This is a genomic window from Streptomyces sp. NPDC005811 (assembly GCF_040630405.1).
Lineage (GTDB): Bacteria > Actinomycetota > Actinomycetes > Streptomycetales > Streptomycetaceae > Streptomyces.
In genome coordinates this window covers 25,355-45,293 of sequence record NZ_JBEXXK010000041.1, presented here as the reverse complement: position 1 = coordinate 45,293, position 19,939 = coordinate 25,355, and the positions used below count along the sequence as shown (strand labels likewise).

Sequence of the window (19,939 nt, the reverse complement as noted above, 5' to 3'; positions counted from 1 at the left end):
TGCAGCTCGACTTTCACCTCGAACGAAGGAATTCGTGTGAGCCGGAACTCGGCCCGGGGATTCGCGGTGGCCTCGGCCACCGCGGTCACCACTGTCGGTGCCGTCATGGGCGTGGCCCAGGCCAACACCGCACAGCCCAGTGACGACGCGCAGGCCACGGCGAGCGGCACGACGCTGCTCGCCGATTTACCGATAGGCCAGCAGGCCGAGGTACAGACGGCCTCGCTGCACCAGCAGGCCACCACCCAGGCCATCGCCGCGGACACCACCGCCAAGAAGACGGCGGAGGAATCCGCCCGTAAGCAGGCGGCCAAGGACGCCGTGGCCAAGCAGAAGGCCGCCGTCGCCAAGGCCGAGGCCGAGAAGGAAGCGAAGGAAGCCAAGGAACGCGCCGAGGCGGAGACCAAGTCCACCGCGTCCTCCGGCAGCACCGCGAGCTTCCCGCAGCAGGCGTCGTACACCGTCGCCGAGGTCCAGGCCATCGCACGTCAGATCGTGCCCGCCGGCCAGTTCCAGTGCTTCAGCAACATCGTGAACCACGAGTCCACCTGGAACTACCAGGCCGTCAACCCCACGTCGGGCGCCTACGGTCTCGTCCAGGCCTACCCGGGATCGAAGATGTCGTCCGCGGGCGCCGACTGGCGCACCAACCCGGCGACCCAGATCAAATGGGGCCTGAACTACATGAACGAACGGTACGGCAGCCCCTGCGACGCCTGGGACTACTGGCAGGCCAACGGCTCGTACTGAGCCGGCACTCAACCCCGCGCAGCCCCTCCCCGTCCTCAGGTGAGGGGCCATCGCCCTGTACGGTCGACAAGCCGACGACTCCAGGGGGAGTGGTGGGGAGAGACGGGGGAAGAGGGCGGATCATGTCGCGAGTGCCAGGGTGGCTCGGCCGGCTCGGCGCCGGTCTGACCGAGATGGGGGAGCGGCTCGACGAGCGGCGTGCCGAGGTGGAGCGCGAGAGCCTGCCCGAGGAGCCGGCGCCCGTGCCGGAGCCGGAGCCGGCGGTGCCCGAGACCGTCGTGGCGGCCCCCGAGGAGCCCTCCACGCCCCTCCCGCGCCCCGATCCCGCCCAGGCCGTCCCCTGGGGCGTCCGGGTCGCCGCCGAGGCGGGCTGGCGGCTGCTGGTGCTCGCCGGGACCGTCTGGGTCCTGATCAAGGTCATCAGCGCGGTCCAACTGGTCGTCCTGGCCTTCGTGGTCGCGCTGCTGCTGACCGCTCTCCTCGAACCCACCGTGGCCCGGCTCAAGCGCATGGGGGTGCCCGGGGGACCCGCGACCGCCCTCACCGCGATCCTCGGCTTCGTCGTCATCGGTCTGATGGGCTGGTTCGTGACCTGGCAGGTCATGGAGAACATCGACAACCTCTCCGACCAGGTCCAGGACGGCATCGAGGATCTGCGCCGCTGGCTGCTCAACAGCCCCTTCCACGTCACCGACAAGCAGATCAACGGCATCGCCAAGAACCTGCGCGAGGCGATCGGCGCCAACACCGACTCCATCACCTCGGCGGGTCTGGAGGGCGTCACGGTCGTCGTCGAGGCGCTCACCGGCATCCTGCTGGCGTTCTTCTCGACGCTCTTCCTGCTCTACGACGGCAAGCGGATCTGGGAGTGGACCCTCAAGCTGGTCCCGGCCGCCGCCCGCCCGGGCGTGGCGGGCGCGGGCCCGCGGGCCTGGGCCACGCTGACGGCGTACGTCCGGGGCACGGTCGTGGTGGCCCTCATCGACGCCATCTTCATCGGCCTCGGCATCTACTTTCTCGATGTGCCGATGGCCGTGCCGCTGGCCGTGTTCATCTTCCTGTTCTCGTTCATCCCGCTGGTCGGCGCGGTGGCCTCCGGCGCGCTGGCGGTGGTCGTGGCGCTGGTGACCCAGGGCGTGTTCACCGCGGTGATGACCCTCGTCGTGGTGCTCGCCGTGCAGCAGATCGAGGGCCACATCCTCCAGCCGTTCATCCTCGGCCGCGCGGTCCGCGTCCACCCGCTCGCGGTGGTCCTGGCGGTGGCCTCCGGCGGCCTGGTGGCCGGCATCGGCGGCGCGGTGGTCGCCGTACCCCTGGTGGCGGTGACGAACACGGTGGTCGGCTACCTGAAGGCCTACGCCCAGGAACCGGCCCTCCGCACGTCCCCCAGACCCCGAGGAGCGACAGCCATGGACGCGGCCCCGGTCGCCCCACCCGCCCCGACACCCGAGGACAAGACCCTCTAGGACCCGAACGGGGCCCGGGGCCATGGGACGGGGCCCGCCCGCGCGGCGGGGCCTGGGGCCCAGGGCCTGAGCATGGGCTGGGGGCTGGGGGCTGGGGGCTGGGGGCTGGGAGCCGGGGCCGGAGACCGGGGGCCGGAGACAGAGGACCGAGGGCCGGGGGCCGGGTCGGAGATCGAGGACTGGGGCCGGGGTCGGAGACCGGGGGCGGGGGCCGGAGACAGAGGACCGAGGGCCGGGGGCCGGGTCGGAGACCGAGGACTGGGGCTGGGGTCGGAGACCGGGGGCTGGGGTCGGAGACCGAGGGGCGGGGGTCGAGCTACTCGTCCAGTACGGCCTCAGACTCCGGTGTCCCCCCGAGTGGACGCTCGCCGCGGTCCTGAAGGCCTCCTGGATCGCCTCGCGTTCGTCCCCCGCCGCGCGCAGCGCCCGCTCGTGCGCGGCGGAGACGGGGAGCCGGCGGGCCTGGGTCGGGCTACTCGTTCAGTAGGGATTCCGCTTCCAGGGTCACGCCTGCCGCGTGGATGACCGCCGCGATCCTGAAGGCCTCCTGGATCGTCTCGCGGTCGACTCCCGCCGCGCGCAGCGCCCGTTCGTGGGCGTCGAGGCACACCCCGCACGCGTTGATCGCGGACACGGCGAGCTTCCACAGTTCGTGGTCCGTCCGGGCGACCCCGGGGTCGCCGAGGACGTTCGTCCGCAGCCCCGCCCGCAGGCGGCCGTACCCGGGGTCGGACAGCAGGTGCCGGGCGCGGTGGAAGACGTTCGTCATCGCCATCTCGGCGGCCGCCGACCGCGCGGCGGTGTACGCCTGCGGCGAGAGGTTCGCCCGCGCGAGCGGTCCCAGCGTGCGCAGCACGATCGGGGAGCGGACGGCGATCGCGGTCGCCAGGACCGTGCCCCAGAGCTGCTGCGGCGACAGGGCCGTGTCCCCGATGGCCGAGTCCAGGTTGCGCCGCAGGTCCTCGGCATAGTCCGGCAGAGCGGACTTCAGAGCGTCCAGCGACATGGCTCCCCCTTCTCCTGCTTTCCTCCGCGTTCGGTCAAATGAACGCCGAACAAGAATATTTAAATCATCCGACAAGACAACTTCCGTCAGGTCGGGGCAGCTAGCAAATCCCCGGCTGGGACATACGCCCGGGCTGATAGACATTCCCCCCTCAGCGGTACGCGTCAGGCGTATGTGCGACAGGACAAGGGGAGTGATGTCGGGCTACGAGCTGCTGGCACGCGCCCTTGCCGCGTGCGTGCGCGACGGGTTCACGGGCGAGCTGTGGGTGGCGGGTTCACCCGGCGGCATCTTCCACCTGCACGGCGGACTGATCGCCGCGATCGAGTCGCCCGGCGCGCCCGGCGCGGAGGCGCTGCTGCTGCGCTCCGGGCGGATCGCCGGGGAGGAGTGGGCCGCGCTGGTGCGCGAGTCCGGGGGCGCCCGCTGGCCCGCCGCCGGCCTGATCGCCCACGGCTACGCGGGCGCCGCCCAGCTCCGGGTGGTCTGCGCGATGGCCCTCCAGGACGCCGCGTTCGCGGTCGTCGCGGGCAGCGTCGACGGCTGCGAACGCGGTCCGGCGACCGGCCCGCCGCCCGCCCCGGTCACCATCGGCGAGGCGCCCACCCGGCTGCTCCAGGAGGCGGCCCGCAAGCTCTCGGCGCTGCTCTCGATGCCGTATCCGGTACGCCCCGAGCGGGAGCGTCCGGTGCCCGGTGCCCTCTCCTACGCCGCCGACAGCCTCGGCCCGATCCAGCGTGAGCTGCTCACTCACGCCGACGGCCGGCGCACCGCCCGCGACCTCGCCTTCCGCACCGGGCGCGGGGTCTACACCGTCACCGTCGCGGTGGCCCGGATGCTGGGCGAGGGGCTGCTGGCGTGCGGGGAGGCGCCCCTGCCGATCCCGGTGCGGCTGCCGCCCGGCGGCCAGGGCGTACGGCCCCGGGAACCGGCCCCGCCCCCGCCGCCCGCCCCCGTCCCGCCGTACGCACCGCCTCCCGAACCGGCCGCCCTGCCCCGCCGCAGCCCGGGCGCCAGCGGCATCAACGAGGCCCTCGCCCCGGAACCCGACGAGAACCACGGCACAGGCAGCGGCTGGAAGGAATTCTTCCGGCTCCGCAATCCGACGGCGAAATAGAGAACTCGCCGAGGGACTCACCTTTGACAACCCCACGCCGAAACCCCCACAGAAATCCGACGGTCATATGCGATCAGAATCAGGGGAGTTGCACCCATGGACCATAAAGCCCTCGCACAGGAGATGCGCGGCCTGCGCGAGCAGGTGACCGGAATCACCGACACCGCCCTCGCCGCGGCCGACGGGCTGCTCATCGCCGCCGACACGGCCGACTCGATCGACCCGGAGGGCCTCGCCGCCCTCGCCGCGGCCGGCCTCGGCCTCGCCCGCCGTACCTCCGAGGCGACCGCCCGCGGTGCCCTGCACCGCACGGTGACCTACGGCAGCCACGGCTGCGCCGCGTTCTACGCCGTCGGCGACACCGCGCTGATGGTCGTACTCGGGGACGAGGGGATGGATGTGGAGCGCCTGCACCGGGCGACCCAGCCGGCGCTGCGCCGCATCGATCTGATCCTCACCGAGAAAACCGCTGAAGGAGTCTGAAGGGATGGCGACGAAGCGTATGACCCCCGGTTTCTCCGATCAGGTGATGGGCCTGGTCAAGTCACTCCGTACCGATGCCCCCGACTGCGTCGCCTCCGGCGTCGTCGACATGTCCACCGGCATGCTGCTCTCCTACGAGACGGTCGACAACCACCCGCCCGAGGTCCTCGACCTGCTGGCGGGCGCGACGCTCGACCTGTTCCAGGGCCGCACGGTCGTCATGATCGAGGACGTCTTCAAGGAGCGGCGCGGCATCCAGAGCGACAACCACTTCTTCCAGGAGATCCTCGTCAACAGCGACAACCTCACTCACCTGTTCGTGAGGATGACCGAGCAGCAGGACGTCGTCGCGGTGGTCGTCTGCCGCAAGTCCGTCAACGTGGGCATGCTGTTCGCGCAGGTGCGAAGGGTGGTGCGGGAGTACCAGCTCTGAACGGCCGAAGGGCCCCTCGACGTCGGATCCGAGGGGCCCTCAGGTCAATCTGGCGCGGTCACTCCGTGCGCAGTCCGTCCGGCCGCATCAGCCGGATCAGCGGCGGCAGGCTCAGCAGGGTCACCAGCACCACGACCGCCGCTCCGAAGCCGGTCATCGCCAGCACGCTCGGCCAGTCCACGCTGATCGCGGTGTCCGTCATCCGCAGCAGGACCGCGCCCAGCGTCAGCCCCACCGCCATGGCCAGCAGCAGTCCCAGCGCGATCGGGATGGCCGTCTGCCACAGCACCGACAGGCCCAGGGTGCGCCGCCGGGTGCCGAACGCGACCAGCGACGACAGCAGCTTGCGGCGGTCGCGCAGCTGCTCCAGCTGCGACACCAGCAGGCTCGCCCCGATCAGCAGCAGCACACAGGCCGAGCCGATCATCAGACCGTTGCGGATGGAGGTGTACTTCTCGTTCTGCTTGGTGGCCGACCAGGTCATCATGGAGGCCAGCGGGTCCACGCGGAACGTGGTGTTGCGGACGTATTCGGTCGCGTCGGGCACGGACTCGTCGACCGAGAGGTACACCTCACCGCTGACCGCCTTCTCCAGCGCCTTCGGCAGCGCGCCGGTCGTCAGCGCGAAGCCACCGCGCCGCAGGTTGCGGGGGTCCTTGACCGAGGGAACCTCCCGGATTCCCGCGGGGACGGTCCAGACGGCTTCGGGGCTGTTCTCGCCCCACCCCTGGATATAGAGCTTCGTGCCGGGCTTGTTCAGCTTCGCGGAGTCGGTGTCGTATTCGGCTCCGTTCAGGACGAACATGTCGCCGTCCTTGCAGGAGGGCAGCTTCGCCACCTCGCGCAGCGCGTCACAGTCGCCCACAGTCAGCTCCGAGCTGATCTCCGGGCCGTTCTCGCTGTTCCAGGAGGAGTCGCCGAAGTAGCCCTCCCACAGCGCGGTGACCTTCGTGATGCCCTTGGTGTCGGCGAACTTCCGGGCGGTGTCCGCCAGAGGGATGCCCTCCCGCACGCTCACCTGGAACTGTGCCCGGCGCAGATCCTGTCCCGTGGACTCGGTGTAGTCGCTGTCGACCCCGGCGAACAGCATCTGCAGGGCGATGGCCCCGGCCACCGCCACCGCGATGCCGTTCACCATCCGCGCTGCCGTACCGCTGCTCAACTGAAGCCGTCGTACCGCCAGTTGCCAGGCCACTCCACCGGAGCCGAGCCGGGCGACGACCGTCTCCACGAGCCACGGCAGCAGGGCCGTGACCCCGACCAGGAGCAGCAGCACCCCGCCGGTCACCAGGTACTGGTTGAAGGCCCCGCTGTCGCGGCCCTGGCCGATCATCGGGTAGAGCATCGCGAGACCGCCCACGGGCAGCAGCAGCCGCCACCACAGCCGGCGCCGGGCGGGCCGGGCGGTGCGGACCACGCCGAGCGGTTCGATGACCACCCCGCGCAGGGCGAACAGCGTGACCAGGACGGCGGCGGCCGGGACCGCCAGCGCGACGACCGCCGCCAGCAGGAGCGAGGGGTTGAGATAGCTCGGCCAGGCGCTCATGCCCAGCACCTCCACCGAGCCCGCCACCTGTCGGCCGATCAGGAAGAACCCGGTGCCGGCGACCAGGCCGAGCAGCGCCCCGGCCATCGCCTCGCCGGCCGCGACGCGCCGGGTCATCCCGCCGTCGGAACCGATCAGCCGCAGCGCCGCGAGCCTGCGGTCGCGCCGCTCGCCGCCGAACCGCACGGCCGCGGCGATGAACACGGCGACCGGCATCAGCAGCACCACGATCATGACGAGGATCAGCAGGACCAGCACCGGGTCCGTCGACTCGTGCGTCGGCTTCGGGTTCCCGAAGCCCGTCAGCCGGGTCGCCCCGTTGCCGTCGAGGTACGCGGCCAGTCCGGAGCCGCCCGCGTAGTAGGCGAGTTCCTGCGAGCCGATCAGCCCGCTCTCCCCGATCGTCCCCACGATCCGGTACGGCAGCCGCTCCCGCAGCAGTGCCGAACCGCTGGCGGCGAGCAGTCTCTTCAGCGCCGGCGAGACCACCATCTCGCCCTTGGCCGGGTAGGCGTCCACCCCGGGCGGCCGCGGGGCGTCGGGCCCCTCCGGCTCCACCACCCGGCCTCGGACGTCCTTGTCGCGGAACGTGGTGTCGGTCTCGACGAGCAGCAGGGTGTCGTCGGCCTTGCGCGGCACCTCCGCGGAGAACGAGTAATCCAGCCGTGCCTCCTCGCGCGCGTGCCGGGCCTGAAGCGCGTTGGGGATCGCGGTCGTCAGCAGCAGCACCGCCACCCCGAGCCCCACGCCGACCGCGGTCAGCGCGGCGCGGATCCAGCCCTCCCGGCCGCCCGTGAAGGCGAACCGCACCCCGAGGCCGAGATCCCGGGACCACTGCTTGACGTTCATACGACCCGCTCCATGTCCCGCGACTTCCCGTCCCGTACGACGATCTCGCGGTCGGAGTAGGCGGCCACCCGTGCCTCGTGCGTCACCAGCACCACGGCCGCGTTGGCCGACCGGGCCGCCTCGGTGAGCAGCTCCATCACCCGCTCGCCGTTGAGCGAGTCCAGGGCGCCGGTCGGCTCGTCGGCGAAGATCAGCCGCGGGCTGGTGACGAGCGAGCGCGCCACCGCGACCCGCTGTCCCTGCCCGCCGGACACCTCACCGGGCCGCTTCTTGGCGAGGTCGTCGACCTCCAGCCGCTCCATCCACCCGAGGGCGGTGCGCTCGGCCTGTTTGCGGGAGGTGCCGTTCAGCCGCAGCGGCAGGGCCACGTTCTCCACACAGGTCAGTTCCGGCACCAGCTGGCCGAACTGGAACACGAACCCGAACTCCGTGCGCCGCAGCAGACTGCGCCGGGCGTCGTTCATCGTCGCGAGCTCCTGGCCGTCGTACCGGATCGAACCGGAGTCGGGCGTCACGATGCCGGCGAGGCAGTGCAGCAGCGTCGACTTGCCGGACCCGGACGGGCCCATCACCGCGACGACCTCGCCGGGGTGGATGGAGAACGCGGCGCCGTCCAGCGCCATGGTCGGCCCGTACGCCTTCTTCAGGTCCTCGGCGACGAGCAGGGATCCCCCGGGAGCGTTCATGCGGTCACCGTGGCCTTCAGCTTGTCGAGGCGCGCGGCGGCGAGCTCCAGCCAGCGCAGGTCGGCCTCGAGATGGAACAGGGCGTGGTCGCAGATCAGCTGGTCCGCCAGATCGCCCTTGCGCTTGCGGTCGGTCAGGATGCGCATGCTGCGCAGATGCTCCGCCCGCTGGGTGTCGAGGATGTCGGCCGCGTCGCGCGCGGTCAGCAGGGCGAGGACGACCTTCGTGTAGAGGGTCGACTGGAGGTACGGCTCGGGCTTCTCGGGCGTGGCGAGCCAGCGCTCCACGTCGGTGATGCCGGCGTCGGTGATCGCGTACCGCTTGCGCTCGGGGCCGCCGCCGGCCTCGATGCCGTCGACCTCGACGAGACCGTTCTTCAGCAGACGCGACATCGTCGAGTAGACCTGGCCGTAGTGCAGCGGCCGGTCGTGACCGAACTTCTCGTCGAAGGCCCGCTTCAGGTCGTAACCGTGACGGGGCCCGGACTCCAGGAGTCCCAGGAGGGTGTGACCGATGGACATGCGGAGGACTGTACACGCGGTGTATACGCGGTGTGTATACGCGGAGTGCGGAGGTGGTGGCGGGGGGTGGGGGCGTGCAGGTGGGGCGCGATTGTCACCGTTCTGCTACAGCGCGGGTTGCTGCTCGGGGCCGGTCCTGCGACCCCGGCCCGTCCGGCGATGAGGACGAGGCCCTTCAGGCCGACGGGGGTCTGGGGGCGGAGCCCCCGGGGGGCCGCCCACGCCGGGGAATCGGCTTCGTGTCGCGAGGCAGTCTCCCGGCCTCCGCGAGAGCGCGCCGCAGCAGGAACTCGATCTGCGCGTTCGCGGACCGCAGCTCGTCCCCGGCCCACCGCGCCAGCGCGTCGTACACCGTGGGGTCCAGCCGCAGCAGCACCTGCTTGCGCTGCGGCCGGCCCTGTGGGGTCGAACCCCCGGAGGGAACCGTCACTGGTAGAGGGTCCCCGCGTTGAGCACGGGCTGCGGCGCCCGGTCCCCGCACAGCACCACCATCAGGTTGGACACCATCGCCGCCTTCCGCTCCTCGTCCAGTTCCACGATGCCCTGCTCGGCGATCCGGCCGAGCGCGGCCTCGACCATCCCGACGGCCCCGTCCACGATCTCCCGCCGCGCCGCGACCACCGCGCCCGCCTGCTGCCGCTGGAGCATCGCCGAGGCGATCTCGGGAGCGTACGCGAGATGCGTGAACCGGGACTCGATGATCCGCACGCCGGCCGCCTCCACGCGCGCGTGCAGCTCGACCGCGAGCTTCTCGGTGATCTCCTCGGCGTTGCCGCGCAGCGAGAGCCCGTCCTCGTCGTGGGAGTCGTAGGGGTACTCGATGGCGATGTGCCGTACCGCCGCCTCGGTCTGGGTGGAGACGAACTCCAGGAAGTCGTCCACCTCGAAGACGGCCTGAGCGGTGTCCTGCACGTTCCACACCACGACCGCGGCGAGCTCGATCGGGTTGCCGTAGGCGTCGTTGACCTTCAGGACGGCCGTCTCGTGGTTGCGCACCCGGGTGGAGATCTTCTCGCGCGAGGTGAAGGGGTTCACCCAGCGCAGCCCGTCCTCGCGGATGGTGCCCCGGTAGCGCCCGAAGAGCTGCACCACGCGCGCCTCGCCCGGCGCGACCGTGTTCAGCCCGCACATCGACAGGAACGCGGCGATGCCTATGACGATGCCGCCGACGATCAGCGCGGCCTTGGCGCCGGTCGCGGCCACCGTGGTCGCGGCGGCGATCATCCCGCCGCCGATCAGCAGCCCGGCCAGTCCGCCGAGCAGCGCGAGCCCGCCGCCCACGCTGTGGGCCGGGAACTCCTTGACGTGCGGGGCGGGCAGCGCGGACGCGTGGGCCGAGGAACTCTCCGTGGAGAGGGTGGAGTGAGGAGCTGCGGACATGGGTGATTCCCCCCGGTTCGTACAGGCGTGACCGGTCCGCACCGGCCACGCGCAATCATCGGTCTAGCTAAGTGATATCACTTTATGAGCGATTGGCAACCCTCGGAGCGTTCCAGTCGTCGAACGAGGTGACGTGGTGTGCCGGTTTCCCGGCGGGGTGCTGATTCTCACCCCCTCCGAACGCCGGACCGAGGCCTCTTCGACACAGCCGACGGTGTTAGCTTTCTGAGCTGACCTGCCTCCAGTCACGGGTGTGACTGCCGAGTACGAAGCGGAGCGAGCGGACTCATGGGACGAGCGGACGAGAGACGAGCGCGGCAGAGCGGTGGCCGTCGCGCGGCGCCCAAGAACCGCTCCCCGCGACGGGAGGCCCCGCCCTCGCGCGGCACGTCACGATCGGCCGTGGAGGCCCCCGAAGCCCCCGAGACGACCGAGGCGCCCGACACCGCCGGAAGTCCCGCACCCGGCGGCCGCGCAGCCGCGCGCAGGGCCGCCGCGGGGAAGAAGGGCGGCCGGGGGGTCAAGGCCGGCGGCAAGGGCGGAAAGAAGGACAAGAGCCTCATACGCAGGATCTTCACCTGGAAGAAGATCCTCGGCGCGTTCCTCCTCATGACCACGGCCGTGATCGGCGCTCTCGTCTGGCTGTACGTCAGCACGCCGATCCCCGCGGGGAACCCCGACGCCAAGCTCCAGAGCAACGTCTACAAGTACAAGGACGGCTCGATCGCCACCCGCGACGGAGACGTCAACCGGGAGAACGTCGACCTCTCCAAGGTCCCCAAGGAAGTCCAGCACACCTTCGTCGCCGCAGAGAACAAGACCTTCTACGGCGACTCCGGCGTCGACCTGAAGGGCACCACCCGAGGCATCCTCAACACCCTCATGGGCAAGGGCGCGCAGGGCGGTTCGACGATCACCCAGCAGTACGTCAAGAACTACTACCTGAGCCAGGAACAGACCGTCACGCGCAAGCTGAAGGAACTGATCATCTCGCTCAAGCTGGACCGCGAGGAGTCCAAGGAGTACATCCTGGCCGGCTACATCAACACCAGCTACTACGGCCGCGGCGCCTACGGCATCCAGGCCGCGGCCCAGGCCTACTACCGCGTCGACGCCAACAAACTCACCGTCGAGCAGGGCGCCTACCTCGCCGCCCTGCTCCAGGCCCCGAGCCAGTACGACTGGGCCGTCGCCACCGACACCGGCAAGCGCCTGGTCAAGGCCCGCTGGAACTACGTCCTCGACAACATGGTCGAGCAGGACTGGCTCGACAAGTCCAAGCGCGACAAGATGACGTTCCCGGAGCCCGAGGCCCCGAAGGCCGCACCCGGCCAGGAGGGCCAGACCGGCTACCTGGTGTACGCGGCCAACATCGAACTGGCCAACCAGCTCGTCGCCACGGGGATCGCCGACAACTTCGAGTCGGCCACCGCCCTGATCAAGAAGGGCGGCTGGAACATCGAGCTCAACATCGACAAGAAGAAGCAGAAGGCGCTGGAGACGGCGGTCAAGGAACAGCTCACCAGCAAGCTCGACGCGAAGAAGCGCAAGGTCGACGGTGACGTCCAGGCCGGCGCGGTCTCGGTGGACCCGAAGACGGGCGCCGTGGTGGCGATGTACGGCGGCAAGGGCTACACCGAGCACTACGTCAACAACGCCACCCGCACCGACTACCAGCCCGCCTCCACCTTCAAGCCGGTGATCCTCGCCGCGGCCTTCGACGAGAACGCCAAGACGCAGGACGGCGACGAGATCACCTCCAACACGCTCTACGACGGCACCAGCAAGCGCCCGGTCGTCGGCAGCGACATCGGCTTCGCCCCCGAGAACGAGGACGACCAGGACTACGGTGACGTCACCGTCCAGACGGCGCTGAACAAGTCCATCAACTCCGTCTTCGCGCAGATGGGTGTCGACGTCGGCATGGACAAGGTGCTGAAGGTCGCCGACGACCTCGGCATGGACACCAAGGACCTCAAGGCGGTGCCGGCCCAGACCCTCGGCACCATGGGCGCCAGCCCCCTCCAGATGGCCGGTGTCTACGCCACCCTCGACAACCACGGCAAGAAGGTCACCCCGGCGCTCATCAAGACGGCGACGAACAGCGCCTACCCGTCCTTCAAGCACACCGACCCCATCGGCGAGCAGGTCATCGACCGGGAGGCCGCCGACTCGGTCACCTCGGTCCTCACCGGTGTGGTCGACGACGGTACGGCCAAGAAGTCCGTACGGGACAATCCGCTGCGCAAGGGCCAGAAGGTGGCCGGCAAGACGGGTACCTCCGACAACAACAAGTCGGCCTGGTTCACCGGCTACACCCCCGACCTGGTCACCTCGGTCGGTCTGTTCGGCGAGAAGGCCAAGACGGGCGCCCAGGTCAGCCTGACCGGTGCGACGACGGGCCTGACCACGGTCGCGGGCCGTATCAACGGCGGTGGCTTCCCGGCGCAGATCTGGGCGGCGTACACCTTCGGCGTCTCCACCGAGGTCACCAAGTTCGACCTGGAGACCAAGCAGGGCGCGGCGGTCCAGACGGCCTCCCCGTCCCCCACCGCGTCGGCCTCGTCGAGCCCCACGGCCTCCCCCACTCCCACGGCCCAGGACACCCCCACGAGCGCCCCCACGACCCAGCAGCCGACGCCGAACAACACCCCCACGAGCACGCCCACGACCAACGAACCCACGGGCAACACCACCACGGAACCAGCCACGGAAGAGCCGACAGTGGACCCGAGCGACCCAACGGGCCCCTTGAGCGGCGACGGCCAATAGGCACATGAGACAGAGAGGGCGCCCGGTGATCACCGGGCGCCCTCTCGTTTTTGTCTCTCAGGGGCCTACGACCGATTCAGCTCGAACCACACGACCTTCCCGGTACTGAGCCGTGTGGCCCCCCACCGCCGAGCGAGCCGATTGACGAGATACAGCCCCCGCCCACCCTCATCGGTGGCCCGAGCCTGCCGCAGCCGAGGGAGCTGCGGCACATCGTCCCCCACCTCGCACCGCAGCACATCGGTCCGCAGCAACCGCAGTGTCACCGGCCGGGAGGCGTACCGCACCGCGTTGGTGACCACCTCGCTCACCAGCAGCTCCACCGAGTCGGTCAGGTCCTCCATGCCCCACCGGGACAGCGCCCGCCGGGCCAGCCGCCGGGCGCGGCCGGGTGCCGCGTCCTCCGGCTCCAGGAACCAGTACGCCACATCGCTCGGCGCGATCCCGTCGAAGCGGGCGGCGAGCAGCGCGATGTCGTCGTCCCGGTCGCCCGGCCCGAGCATGTCGAGCACCTCGTCGCACAGCGCCTCCAGCGGCGGCGGATGATCGGGCCCCGTGAGCTGGGCGGTCGCGGCCAGTTTCTCCCGCAGCTGCTCTATCCCGGTCGCCACGTCCCGCAGCCGGGACTCCACCAGGCCGTCGGTGTACAGCAGCAGCGTCGCCCCGGCCGGTGCGTCCAGCTCCACCGCCTCGAAGTCGACCCCGCCCACACCGATCGGCGCCCCCGGCGGCACCCGCAGCACCTCGGCCCGGCCGCCCAGATGCAGCAGGACCGGCGGCGGATGGCCGGCGTTGGCGATGGTGATGCGGTGCGATACGGGGTCGTAGACGGCGTACAGGCAGGTCGCCATGCGGTCGGAGCCGAGCCGTTGGGCCTGCTCGTCGAGATGGTGCAGGACCTCCTGCGGCGGCAGATCCAGGCCCGCGAGGGTCTGCGCGGTGGTCCGCAGCTGGCCCATGATCGCGGCCGAGGTCATCGAATGCCCCATGACGTCGCCCACGACCAGCGCCACCCGGCTGCCGGGCAGCGGGATCGCGTCGTACCAGTCGCCGCCCACCCGCGCGGTCTCGGCCGCCGGCAGATAGCGCGAGGCGAGCCGTACGCCGGTCGGCCGGGGCAGATGCTCCGGGAGCATGGTGCGCTGGAGCTCGTCGGCGATGTACGCCTCACGGTCGTACAGCACCGCCTTGTCGATGCCGAGCGCGCTGTGCGTGGCGAGCTGGGCCGCGACCAGCAGGTCGTCGTTCTCGAACGGGAAGCGCTCCGGGCGGCGCAGGAAGACCGCCGCGCCGATCACCCGGCGACGGCCCCGCAGCGGGGCCAGGATGGCCCGCTGGCCGCCCGGGACGACCAGGGTGCTGTCCTCGCCCAGGAGTTCGGGCAGCGCGGCACGGGCGGCCGGGCTGTCGGCGAACACCGGGCGCACCCCGCGCAGCACCTCCGCGAGCGCCCCGCCGGGCCGTACCTCGCACAGTTCGGCGATCGCGGAGGACAACTCGGCGCTCAGCTCGGAGGGTTCCGGCGGCGGCAGGGCGAGCGCGGCGAAGCCGGTCTCCGTGTCGCGTTCCTCCGGGATGCGGTCGGTGCGCCGCAGCCGCAGCATGACGCGGTCGGCCACCGGCCGCTCGTCGCCGACCGGCAGCGGGTCGCGCAGATAGACGAGGATCGCGTCGGAGAAGGTCGGCACGGTGGCCCGGCACAGCCCCATCACGATCTCGTCGAGGTCCAGACCGCGGGCGATCCGCCGGGTGGCGGCGCCGACGAAACGCAGCCGGTCCCCGTCCCGGCGCATCGGCGTGGGACGCCCGGGCGTCACCCCTTGCCCCGTACGGCGTTCGGCGCGCATGTCACCGCCCGGCTGGGCCGGGATGGACTCGGGCGCCGGACGTGGCCGGTGGCTGTCGGGTTCGGCTCCGGTCGCCGGCTGTGAGTGCTCGGCCTGTGAACCGGCCGGCTCCGTTCCCTGGGCACTCTTGTTTCCCTTGCTGCCCTTCCCGCTGGTGGCACATGACGCGGTGGTGCCAGGGCCGTCCTCCGCGCGGCCCTGGGAGGCGGCGGGAGGTAAGGCGTCCGAGGCGTCCGGGGCCTGGGTACGCAGGAGCGCCCCGCGGGCTTCCGCGGGGTCCACACCCTGGGGGCGTTCGTAGCTGGTGGGCTGCTCCGTCACGCGTGTCGAATCCGTCCGTCCGGGGCTGCGCGGCGCGCACACAGTTGGTCCCGCAGAAAACCCGATACCCGGAATACCTGTCCCCGGAACGGAATTCCCGCGTGGTCAGAGGCTGTTCCTGTGCCACCGGAGGACCGGGCGCGGCTCCGGCAGCGGGCACCGTCCGTCCTGACGGCCCCGCCGGTGTTGCCCTCGTACCCCTCGCTCACGTCCTGCCGCCCCTCGGTGACGTTCGGTCAGACCCGGTGTCGGCCCCGGGAGTTGCTGTTCGATGGTGTTGCGGAGGACGATCCTACGTTTCCTGCCCGGGGGCGCAGCAAGGGTCTCATGTGGACACGTGCGCCGGGACTCGGTCCCAGTCCTCCGGAAGCAACGGTACGGCCCAGGAGGGATCCGGGCGCCAGTGCTGCCAGCCCTTGTTGAACGGAGCATCCCAGGCACCGATCACCTCCACCGCCGCTCGGCCCGCCTCCCGCGCCCGCTCGGCGACGGCGGCGTCCATCAGCCCGTCCTGCTGGGCCTGCGCGAACTCGTCCTCGTCACGCCAGCCCCAAGTGCGGTCGGGGTACACACAGATGTCCAGAAAGTGATCCTCGGAGTCCACTCCGCCGTCCCAACGGGCCAGCGGCTCCTCCAGATTGACGTACCAGTTCTTGAACTGCCAGCCCGGCTCCCAGAACAGCCACACGGACCAGGGTTCGCCGGGCCGGGCCAGCTTCAATACTCCGGTGCCGAACCAGCGGTCGAGCTGGACGGTCCGGGGCTTGGTGTAGCGCGTCGGCAGCGGTTCCTGGTGCAGCGGGGTGCCGTCGGCGAGCACGGGCTTGACGACCTGGGTGCCGGGCGCCAGCCAGACCGCGAGCAGTTCCTCGTCGTCGCGGACCACGGTGACGGGGCGGGCGATGTGGAAGCCCGGGCCGCCGTTCTCCCGGTAGCGCCACAGGATCCGGTCCCCGGGCGTCCAGAACGCCGCCGTACCACCTGTTCCCACGCGTCTCACCGCTCCACCGTCTGCCATGCACAGATATTAGGTGCCATGGGCATACGACGCTGCGGCGCGCGTCACGGTTCTGCGCGCCGCGGGGAAAGGTTACGGGCGCGTCATCCGCAGGACATCCAGGGCCTCGTCGAGCTGTTCGACCGTCAGCATGCCGCGCTCCACATACCCGCTTTCGAGGACGACGTCGCGGATCGTCCTGCGCTGTGCGAGGGCCTTCTTGGCGACCTTGGCGGCCTCCTCGTAGCCGATGTACTTGTTGAGCGGGGTGACGACGGACGGGGACGACTCGGCGTACTCGCGGGCGCGTTCCCGGTGCGCGACGATCCCGTCCACGGTCCGGTCGGCGAGCAGCCGGGAGACGTTCGCCAGCAGCCGGATCGACTCCAGCACGTTCTTGGCGATGACCGGGAGCATGACGTTGAGCTCGAAGTTGCCGGCCGCTCCGGCGGCGGCGACGGTGGCGTCGTTGCCCATGACCTGCGCGGCGACCATCAGCACGGCCTCCGGGACGACCGGATTCACCTTGCCGGGCATGATCGAGGACCCGGGCTGGAGGTCGGGCAGCGAGATCTCCGCGAGACCCGTCCTCGGCCCCGAGGCCATCCATCGCAGATCATTCGCGATCTTCGTCAGGGACACTGCGACGGTCCGCAACTGCCCACTGGTCTCGACGATCCCGTCCCGGGCGCCCTGCGCCTCGAAGTGGTCCCGGGCCTCGGTCAGCGGGAGTCCGGTGGCGCGGGCCACCTCCTCGATGACGGCGGCGGAGAATCCGGGCGGGGTGTTGATCCCGGTCCCGACGGCGGTCCCGCCCAGCGGCAGCTCCGCGAGCCGCGGCAGCGAGGCGGTGAGCCGCTCCACGCCGTACCGCACCTGGGCGGCGTACCCGCCGAACTCCTGCCCCAGTGTCACGGGGGTGGCGTCCATCAGATGCGTCCGCCCGGACTTCACGACGTCCGCGAACTCCTCGGACTTGCGGCCGAGCGCGTCGGCCAGGTGCTCCAGGGCCGGGATCAGGTCCCGGGTGACGGCGGCGGTGGCGGCGATGTGGATGCTGGACGGGAACACGTCGTTGGACGACTGCGACGCGTTGACGTGATCGTTGGGATGGACGTCCCGGCCGAGCCGCTCGCTCGCCAGCGTGGCGATGACCTCGTTGGTGTTCATGTTCGACGAGGTCCCCGACCCCGTCTGGAACACGTCCACCGGGAAATGCGCGTCCCAGGTCCCCTCGGCGACCTCCGCGGCGGCGTCCTGAACGGCCTCCGCCACGTCCTTGTCGAGCACCCCCAGTTCGGCGTTCACCTTCGCCGCGGCACCCTTGATCCGGGCCAGCGCCTCGATGTGCGCCCGCTCGATCCGCTGCCCGGACACGGGAAAGTTCTCCACGGCCCGCTGCGTCTGCGCCCGCCACTTGGCGTCCGCCGGCACCCGCACCTCACCCATGGAGTCGTGCTCGATCCGGTACCCGCCCTTGTCCTGCTCGTCGGCCATCGACGATCACCTCCACAGGGGACAGCATCGCGGACGGGCCTGCTGTTCCCGTGGAGGCGAGACGCGAGCCCGGGGGCTTTCGACACAGGCCACCCCCCTCAGCCCGTCGGCGGAGTCCGGGGGAGGCCGTCCACCGAGGCGGGATCCGGGGCGCGGCCCCGGTGGGGTCGAAGGCGGAGCCCCCTGGTGAGGGGACGGGCAGGGGCGGCGGAGGCGAGATCCGCTCCCCGCCGCGCCCCAGGTGCTACGCGAGCCCGGGGCCCCGTACCGGAATGGTCGTGAACGTCGGCGCCGGGGCCGGGTCCTTGAAGAAGTCGTTCCACTGGTTCGTCCGACGGCACCACCCAGCCCGTCCGGCGCTCGAGGACGAGGTCCTTCGGGCCGGCAGGGGTTCGGGGCGGAGTCCCGGTGGGGGCGAGGGGCGGCGGCCCGTGGAGGACGGGACGGGTAGGGGCGGTGGGGGCGAGAACCCTCCGCCGCCCCAGGTGCTACGCGAGCCCGGGGCCCCGCACCGGAATGGTCGTGAACGTCGGCGCCGGGGCCGGGTCCTTGAAGAAGTCGTTGCCCTTGTCGTCGACGACGACGAAGGCCGGGAAGTCCTCGACCTCGATCTTCCAGACCGCCTCCATGCCGAGTTCCTCGTACTCGACGACCTCGACCTTCTTGATGCAGTCCTGGGCGAGGCGGGCGGCCGGGCCGCCGATGGAGCCGAGGTAGAAGCCGCCGTGGCTGCCGCAGGCGTCGGTGACCTGCTGGGAGCGGTTGCCCTTGGCCAGCATCACCTTGGAGCCGCCCGCCGCCTGGAACTGCTCGACGTAGGAGTCCATGCGGCCGGCCGTGGTCGGGCCGAAGGAACCGGACGCGTAGCCCTCGGGGGTCTTGGCCGGGCCCGCGTAGTACACCGGGTGGTCCTTGAGGTACTGCGGCATCTCCTCGCCCGCGTCCAGCCGCTCCTTGATCTTGGCGTGCGCGATGTCCCGGGCCACGACCAGCGGGCCGGACAGGGAGAGCCGGGTCTTCACCGGGTACTTCGTCAGCTCGGCGAGGATGTCGTCCATCGGCTGGTTGAGGTCGATGCGGACCACGTCCTCGTCGGCGGAGTCGAGGTGCTCGTCCGTCGTCTCCGGCAGGAACCGCGCCGGGTCGGTCTCCAGCTGCTCAAGGAAGACGCCCTCGGCGGTGATCTTCGCGACGGCCTGGCGGTCGGCGGAGCAGGACACCGCGATGGCGACCGGGCAGGACGCGCCGTGCCGGGGCAGCCGCACCACGCGCACGTCGTGGCAGAAGTACTTGCCGCCGAACTGCGCGCCGATGCCGATCCGCTGCGTCAGCTCGAAGACCTTCTCCTCCAGCTCCTTGTCCCGGAAGCCGTGACCGAGCTCCGAGCCCTCCGCCGGGATCTCGTCGAGGTAGTGCGCGGAGGCGTACTTCGCGGTCTTCAGCGCGTACTCCGCGGACGTACCGCCGACGACGATCGCCAGGTGGTACGGCGGGCAGGCGGCCGTGCCCAGCGAGCGGATCTTCTCCTCCAGGAACTTCATCATGGAGGCCTCGTTGAGGACGGCCTTCGTCTCCTGGTAGAGGAAGCTCTTGTTGGCGCTGCCGCCGCCCTTGGCCATGAACAGGAACTTGTACGCGCCGCCGTCGGTGGCGTACAGCTCGATCTGGGCCGGCAGGTTGGAGCCGGTGTTCTTCTCGTCCCACATGGTGACCGGGGCCATCTGCGAGTACCGCAGGTTGAGCTTGGTGTACGCGTCGTAGATGCCCAGGCTGAGGGCCTCCTCGTCGCCGCCCGAGGTCAGCACGTTCTGGCCGCGCTTGCCCATGACGATCGCCGTGCCCGTGTCCTGGCACATCGGCAGGACGCCCGCCGCCGCGATGTTCGCGTTCTTCAGCAGGTCCAGCGCGACGAACTTGTCGTTGCCCGAGGCCTCGGGGTCGTCGATGATCCGCCGCAGCTGGGCGAGGTGCGCCGGCCGCAGATAGTGCTGGATGTCGTGCACGGCCTCCGCGGCGAGCTTGCGCAGCGCCTCCGGCTCCACCTTGAGGAACGTCCGCCCGTCGGCCTCGAAGGTGGAGACACCCTCGGAGGTCACCAGCCGGTACGGGGTGGTGTCCTCTCCCATGGGGAGCAGATCGGTGTACGCGAACTCAGGCATCGCAGCCCATTCCTCACTCTGCAGACGGCGGCCCACCGACACTGGCGGGCCCCACCAGCGTAGAACCTGCCTCAGGCGCGGAGCTTGTGAGGTAAGGCTCAGTCGGAGC

Annotated in this window: 16 protein-coding genes; 6 read left to right on the top strand and 10 right to left on the bottom strand. The window is 70.8% G+C overall.

Annotation, left to right across the window (positions count from 1 at the left end; translation table 11 throughout):
• Window positions 1-36 precede the first annotated feature (36 nt).
• Window positions 37-750, top strand: coding sequence for a transglycosylase SLT domain-containing protein (locus ABZ490_RS35220; protein ID WP_358999590.1), 714 nt, complete (start codon window positions 37-39; stop codon window positions 748-750).
• A 122-nt stretch (window positions 751-872) separates the two neighbouring features.
• Window positions 873-2,216 (top strand): AI-2E family transporter, encoded by a 1,344-nt coding sequence (locus tag ABZ490_RS35215; protein WP_358999587.1) that lies wholly within the window; start codon window positions 873-875, stop codon window positions 2,214-2,216.
• 472 nt (window positions 2,217-2,688) lie between these two features.
• Here the strand turns inward: ABZ490_RS35215 and ABZ490_RS35210 are convergent, their stop codons facing one another.
• A complete protein-coding gene (locus ABZ490_RS35210) occupies window positions 2,689-3,222 on the bottom strand; it encodes a carboxymuconolactone decarboxylase family protein (RefSeq protein ID WP_358999585.1) in 534 nt (177 codons plus the stop codon).
• 196 nt (window positions 3,223-3,418) lie between these two features.
• Here ABZ490_RS35210 and ABZ490_RS35205 point away from each other — a divergent pair, with 196 nt between their 5' ends.
• The 3 genes from ABZ490_RS35205 (at window position 3,419) to ABZ490_RS35195 (ending at window position 5,255) form a co-directional block, all read left to right on the top strand.
• Window positions 3,419-4,339: a MarR family transcriptional regulator gene (locus tag ABZ490_RS35205; protein WP_358999582.1), complete on the top strand. Its 921-nt coding sequence runs from the start codon at window positions 3,419-3,421 to the stop codon at window positions 4,337-4,339.
• 96 nt (window positions 4,340-4,435) lie between these two features.
• Window positions 4,436-4,822 (top strand): roadblock/LC7 domain-containing protein, encoded by a 387-nt coding sequence (locus ABZ490_RS35200; protein WP_358999579.1) that lies wholly within the window; start codon window positions 4,436-4,438, stop codon window positions 4,820-4,822.
• 4 nt (window positions 4,823-4,826) lie between these two features.
• The gene (locus tag ABZ490_RS35195; RefSeq protein WP_067248480.1) at window positions 4,827-5,255 is read left to right on the top strand and encodes a hypothetical protein; all 429 of its coding nucleotides are present in this window, start codon (window positions 4,827-4,829) and stop codon (window positions 5,253-5,255) included.
• Window positions 5,256-5,313: 58 nt separating this feature from the next.
• On the opposite strand, the gene ABZ490_RS35190 is transcribed toward ABZ490_RS35195, so the two are convergent.
• The 5 genes from ABZ490_RS35190 to ABZ490_RS35170 all read right to left on the bottom strand — a co-directional run bounded on the left by ABZ490_RS35190 (window position 5,314) and on the right by ABZ490_RS35170 (window position 10,237).
• Entirely contained in the window at window positions 5,314-7,650 is a 2,337-nt protein-coding gene (locus tag ABZ490_RS35190) for an FtsX-like permease family protein (RefSeq protein ID WP_358999575.1), read from the bottom strand.
• Entirely contained in the window at window positions 7,647-8,336 is a 690-nt protein-coding gene (locus ABZ490_RS35185; protein ID WP_055633842.1) for an ABC transporter ATP-binding protein, read from the bottom strand. Before ABZ490_RS35185 ends, ABZ490_RS35190 begins: the two co-directional genes overlap by 4 nt.
• Window positions 8,333-8,857 carry a PadR family transcriptional regulator gene (locus ABZ490_RS35180; protein WP_358999571.1) on the bottom strand — a complete coding sequence of 175 codons (525 nt, stop codon included), beginning with the start codon at window positions 8,855-8,857 and terminating at the stop codon, window positions 8,333-8,335. The genes ABZ490_RS35185 and ABZ490_RS35180 overlap by 4 nt, the downstream gene beginning before the upstream one ends.
• Before the next feature lie 175 nt (window positions 8,858-9,032).
• On the bottom strand, window positions 9,033-9,287 hold the full coding sequence (locus ABZ490_RS35175) for a hypothetical protein (RefSeq protein WP_358999568.1): 255 nt from the start codon (window positions 9,285-9,287) through the stop codon (window positions 9,033-9,035).
• Window positions 9,284-10,237, bottom strand: coding sequence for an SPFH domain-containing protein (locus tag ABZ490_RS35170; RefSeq protein ID WP_358999565.1), 954 nt, complete (start codon window positions 10,235-10,237; stop codon window positions 9,284-9,286). Before ABZ490_RS35170 ends, ABZ490_RS35175 begins: the two co-directional genes overlap by 4 nt.
• Window positions 10,238-10,525: 288 nt before the next feature.
• On the opposite strand from ABZ490_RS35170, the gene ABZ490_RS35165 reads away from it, so the two are divergent.
• Window positions 10,526-13,009, top strand: coding sequence for a transglycosylase domain-containing protein (locus tag ABZ490_RS35165; protein WP_358999563.1), 2,484 nt, complete (start codon window positions 10,526-10,528; stop codon window positions 13,007-13,009).
• Between the two features lie 65 nt (window positions 13,010-13,074).
• Here ABZ490_RS35165 and ABZ490_RS35160 read toward each other — a convergent pair whose 3' ends face one another.
• The 4 genes from ABZ490_RS35160 to ABZ490_RS35145 form a co-directional block, all read right to left on the bottom strand.
• Entirely contained in the window at window positions 13,075-15,177 is a 2,103-nt protein-coding gene (locus ABZ490_RS35160; RefSeq protein ID WP_358999560.1) for a SpoIIE family protein phosphatase, read from the bottom strand.
• Window positions 15,178-15,502: 325 nt separating this feature from the next.
• Window positions 15,503-16,195 (bottom strand): DUF402 domain-containing protein, encoded by a 693-nt coding sequence (locus ABZ490_RS35155; protein WP_358999557.1) that lies wholly within the window; start codon window positions 16,193-16,195, stop codon window positions 15,503-15,505.
• A 72-nt stretch (window positions 16,196-16,267) separates the two neighbouring features.
• Complete coding sequence (locus tag ABZ490_RS35150; RefSeq protein WP_358999554.1) at window positions 16,268-17,671, bottom strand: class II fumarate hydratase; 1,404 nt, start codon at window positions 17,669-17,671, stop codon at window positions 16,268-16,270.
• Between the two features lie 488 nt (window positions 17,672-18,159).
• Window positions 18,160-19,830: a fumarate hydratase gene (locus ABZ490_RS35145; RefSeq protein WP_358999551.1), complete on the bottom strand. Its 1,671-nt coding sequence runs from the start codon at window positions 19,828-19,830 to the stop codon at window positions 18,160-18,162.
• Window positions 19,831-19,939: the final 109 nt, after the last annotated feature.

Bases quoted from the DNA above. Each gene is read 5' to 3' on its own strand.
- ABZ490_RS35215 (WP_358999587.1), top strand. From the start codon at position 873: ATGTCGCGAGTGCCAGGGTGGCTCGGCCGGCTCGGCGCCGGTCTGACC.
- ABZ490_RS35210 (WP_358999585.1), bottom strand. From the start codon at position 3,222: ATGTCGCTGGACGCTCTGAAGTCCGCTCTGCCGGACTATGCCGAGGAC.
- ABZ490_RS35205 (WP_358999582.1), top strand. From the start codon at position 3,419: ATGTCGGGCTACGAGCTGCTGGCACGCGCCCTTGCCGCGTGCGTGCGC.
- ABZ490_RS35200 (WP_358999579.1), top strand. From the start codon at position 4,436: ATGGACCATAAAGCCCTCGCACAGGAGATGCGCGGCCTGCGCGAGCAG.
- ABZ490_RS35195 (WP_067248480.1), top strand. From the start codon at position 4,827: ATGGCGACGAAGCGTATGACCCCCGGTTTCTCCGATCAGGTGATGGGC.
- ABZ490_RS35190 (WP_358999575.1), bottom strand. From the start codon at position 7,650: ATGAACGTCAAGCAGTGGTCCCGGGATCTCGGCCTCGGGGTGCGGTTC.
- ABZ490_RS35185 (WP_055633842.1), bottom strand. From the start codon at position 8,336: ATGAACGCTCCCGGGGGATCCCTGCTCGTCGCCGAGGACCTGAAGAAG.
- ABZ490_RS35180 (WP_358999571.1), bottom strand. From the start codon at position 8,857: ATGTCCATCGGTCACACCCTCCTGGGACTCCTGGAGTCCGGGCCCCGT.
- ABZ490_RS35170 (WP_358999565.1), bottom strand. From the start codon at position 10,237: ATGTCCGCAGCTCCTCACTCCACCCTCTCCACGGAGAGTTCCTCGGCC.
- ABZ490_RS35165 (WP_358999563.1), top strand. From the start codon at position 10,526: ATGGGACGAGCGGACGAGAGACGAGCGCGGCAGAGCGGTGGCCGTCGC.
- ABZ490_RS35155 (WP_358999557.1), bottom strand. From the start codon at position 16,195: ATGGCAGACGGTGGAGCGGTGAGACGCGTGGGAACAGGTGGTACGGCG.
- ABZ490_RS35150 (WP_358999554.1), bottom strand. From the start codon at position 17,671: ATGGCCGACGAGCAGGACAAGGGCGGGTACCGGATCGAGCACGACTCC.
- ABZ490_RS35145 (WP_358999551.1), bottom strand. From the start codon at position 19,830: ATGCCTGAGTTCGCGTACACCGATCTGCTCCCCATGGGAGAGGACACC.